The organism is Moorena bouillonii PNG (assembly GCF_001942495.1).
In the GTDB taxonomy this organism is placed as follows: domain Bacteria; phylum Cyanobacteriota; class Cyanobacteriia; order Cyanobacteriales; family Coleofasciculaceae; genus Moorena; species Moorena bouillonii.
In genome coordinates, this window is record NZ_MKZS01000001.1 from 5,956,169 (window position 1) to 5,959,819 (window position 3,651).

General features: G+C 43.0%; 4 protein-coding genes. 1 reads left to right on the top strand and 3 read right to left on the bottom strand.

What is annotated here, in order from left to right; translation table 11 throughout:
• On the top strand, positions 1-1,666 hold a 1,666-nt coding region (locus BJP37_RS37300; RefSeq protein ID WP_075902576.1), incomplete at its 5' end, for a hypothetical protein.
• Positions 1,667-2,241: 575 nt separating this feature from the next.
• Here the strand turns inward: BJP37_RS37300 and BJP37_RS24140 are convergent.
• The 3 genes from BJP37_RS24140 to BJP37_RS44710 form a co-directional block, all read right to left on the bottom strand.
• Positions 2,242-2,493 carry a hypothetical protein gene (locus tag BJP37_RS24140; protein WP_075902580.1) on the bottom strand — a complete coding sequence of 84 codons (252 nt, stop codon included), beginning with the start codon at positions 2,491-2,493 and terminating at the stop codon, positions 2,242-2,244.
• 169 nt (positions 2,494-2,662) lie between these two features.
• The gene (locus tag BJP37_RS24145) at positions 2,663-3,121 is read right to left on the bottom strand and encodes an ISAs1 family transposase (protein ID WP_143727768.1); all 459 of its coding nucleotides are present in this window, start codon (positions 3,119-3,121) and stop codon (positions 2,663-2,665) included.
• Between the two features lie 212 nt (positions 3,122-3,333).
• Entirely contained in the window at positions 3,334-3,495 is a 162-nt protein-coding gene (locus tag BJP37_RS44710; protein ID WP_081431313.1) for a transposase family protein, read from the bottom strand.
• Positions 3,496-3,651 lie beyond the last annotated feature (156 nt).

Here is a 3,651-nt window from a genome sequence, read left to right on the forward strand (position 1 = left end):
CCATACCTATAAGTTATTAGATGATGCTAAAGGTCGCTTTAAAATTGATGGCAATCAACTAAAAGTCAAAAATGGTAGTCTTTTAGACTTTGATGTCAACAATACTCATCAAATCAAAATCCGCACCACCGACTCCGGGGGTGAAAGCTACGATAAAACGTTCAGTATCGAAGTCGAAAACCAAAATAATGCTCCGACTGATATTAACCTCTCTAGCAAAAGTGTCAAGGAATTCAGTAAAAATGGCACCACTATTGCTACCCTAACTACTCAGGATGTTGATTGGGGAGATAGCCATAGCTATCAGTTATTAAATGATGCTCAAGGTCGCTTTAAAATTGATGGCAATCAACTCCAGGTCAAAAATGGTAGTCTTTTAGACTTTGATATCAACAATACTCATCAAATCAAAATCCGCACCACCGACTCCGGGGGTGAAAGCTACGATAAAACGTTCAGTATTAACGTTCAAAACCAGAATATTGCTCCGACAGATATCAGCATCACCGAGCAGGGCGGTGAAAGCAATGACACACTAATTGGTGGCTCGGGTGATGACACTCTTTCAGGAGGTTCTGGGGATGACAGTGTTGTTGGAGGTTTCGGTAATGATAAGATTTGGGGTAATCGCGAGAATGACACACTAATTGGTGGCTCGGGTGATGACACTCTTTCAGGAGGTGATGGGGATGACAGTGTTGTTGGAGGTTCCGGTAATGATAAGATTTGGGGTAATCGCAATAATGACACACTAATTGGTGGCTCGGGTGATGATACTCTTTCAGGAGGTTCTGGGGATGACAGTGTTGTTGGAGGTGCCGGTAACGACTACGTCAGGGGAACTTGGGGCAATGACAATCTCGATGGTGGGGATCATGATGACACTCTTAAAGGTGGTCAGGGAAATGACTTCCTTGAGGGTGGTTCTGGCAATGATTGGATCATGGGAGATGTAGGTAACGATAACCTAAAAGGTAGTTCAGGTGAGGACACTCTGAGCGGAGGTTCGGGTTATGACACCATCGAAGGTGGTGATGACGATGACTACCTCAGAGGAAATGCGGGAGATGACTTCCTTAAAGGTGGCGATGGCGATGACTACCTCAGAGGAGACCAGGGAAATGACAGCCTTGAGGGTGGCGCTGGTAACGACTCTTTGATCGCAGCTTCGGGTGATGACCATCTTGATGGTGGGGATGGCAATGATACCCTAAAAGGTAGCTCTGGCAACAACTATTTGATCGGAGGTTCCGGTGATGACAGCCTTGATGGTGGGGGAGACCATGACCTGCTTGAGGGTGGCTCTGGCAAGGACACTTTGATTGGAGGTTCCGGTAATGACACCCTCAATGGAGTTGGAAATGATTCCCGAGGTAATGGTGAAATTGATGTTCTTGTTGGTGGAGGTGGATCAGATACTTTTCTCCTAGGAGATGATCATGGCGCTTTCTACCAGGGTGGGGGTGACAATGATTATGCAAAGATTGATGACTTCGATTCTCAAGACATGATTCAGCTCTATGGTGTAGCGGATCAATATGATGTGCTTGAGGCTGATAATGGCTTACCCGGTAGCACAGCTTTGTATTTTGAGGGTGATTTGATTGCAGTATTCAAAGATGCATCTGTAAGTGATGTCAGCAGTAGAATGGAATTTCTTTCCTAATCTGACCAGTTGTAAGATTGGCAAGATGACCGCAGTTAGGTAATATGGGTAAGAATCTACAGGGTGCATCTCAATGCATGCAATTAGGCAAAAATTCGCACACTTCCGACACTTCCCGCTCTCCCCACACTCTCCTTCTTTTTTACAAAAATAGGGCTTTGTTGCATAAAGAGTATGAGTTAGCTGCAATACTATTTCGAGAGAAAAATTTGGCTCGACCCAGCCATGACAGAAGCTTTGACCAAGACCCAATAGAAAATTAGGAATTGGAGTGAGTACAACACAGCCCATTAAAACCGAGGAAGTTTGACCTTCACCGATTGATGAGGAGGTACTCGAGGGATGGTGGAATCCGCACAAGACAGGGAAACGAGGCAGATCACCCCAATACAGTGACATAGCGATCGCGCTCCATGAGTACGATCAGTTCACTGCTGAATTTACCAGGAAGGCAAACCCAAGGATTGATGGAGTCGTTATGCCCGGTTAATGGCAGGGCTGTTTCATTTTCAATAAAATAGAAGATAATTAGAGATAATTAGTCTTAAGTCCAAAAACTGAGGATATACCTCAAATTATGGCTCATTGTCTTGATGCAGTCGCTCATGGGGGAAACCCCCAAGACCGCGCTGCATCGCTTCACTGATTGCTGCCTTGATTGAATCAAAGCCATGTGCTCGAATCAGGGTTAAAACCCAGGTTTTGAGCAAAGATAAGTTTTTTGGAGCAAATCCTGATGTTTGGGGACTAATATCTTCTTCATAGATGACGTCCTTTACCCAATGAAGAGAATTTTCAATGAGCCAATGTCCTCTAATTCCATCCATCAAACGACGAGATTGAGGTGATGCATGAACTCATATAATAACTAATACTTTTGAATGGTTCATTACCACGAGTTCCACTGCGTTTGAAGTTACCGTAAGGTAGTGGAGCCTTAATCAACAAGTTTTAACCCTTCTATGCATAGCCTGCCAACCATAAAGGCTCCACTACCTAAGGTTTCGTCTGAGAGACTTTAATCACACAACCGACACCAATCCATTGTGGATCAAGATTTTCCGGTGGCTCAAACACTTCGATAATACGATAAGTATTACGGTTTCTAGTTTTTTCATGATGGGTCACTTTTTGTCGTGGTGTTTCCTGGTTTGAGTCCGTTTCTATTTGTTGATATAATTTGGGTGGATTTTTTTTGACTTTAACTAAATAGTCATTCCCTGACTCGACGATAGCTGCCAGAGTTTTTTTTTGACAATGAAGAGCATCAAAAGTAAAGACTACACCAGTTAAATCTAATAAGTTAATTAAGTCGCGAACGACGGGAATTTCGCTTTCCCGTTTGTTTTCCATCATTTTTACCCCTAAAACTAATCTTCTTTGATGAGCAAGCGATGCAGCGCGGTCTTGGGGGTTTCCCCCATGAGCGACTGCATCAAGACAAAGCCGAAACACAGTTGATAAAGTTTTGTTGCGCCTGATCGTAGTTACTCACGGTATTTTTGAGACTTTTACCATCCAGGGATATCCATTCATTAGATGGAATTATACTATATTGTTTACTCCATTGATTAAATACAATTTGGAGTTCTTCGTAATCTAAATTAATCATGACCCTTCTGATTGCTGAATAAGAAGGAACACGAGCACAAGGAATTTTCAGTCTACTAAAAAATTGCTGTGCGGTGGCGTTCCACAAATCTACCCAATTGTCGATAACCCCAATAACCACTCATCATCCCCATAATGATAATTAGAAGCACTAGCCATAGAGGATGACGAAGACCATGAGGACTGCGATGTAATGGTATTTCTTTGAGATAGTCGATTCAGCTTTTCTCCATAATTTGGGTATATAATGGGAATTATGCCATTTTTTCGGGCTATTGCTTCAATATACACCTTTTTACTCTATAATGAAACAGCCCTGCCGGTTAATGGGGGTGGACTTAGATGTACCAGACCATTCAACGGTATCGAGGCGA

Bases quoted from the DNA above. Each gene is read 5' to 3' on its own strand.
- BJP37_RS24140 (WP_075902580.1), bottom strand. From the start codon at position 2,493: ATGGATGGAATTAGAGGACATTGGCTCATTGAAAATTCTCTTCATTGG.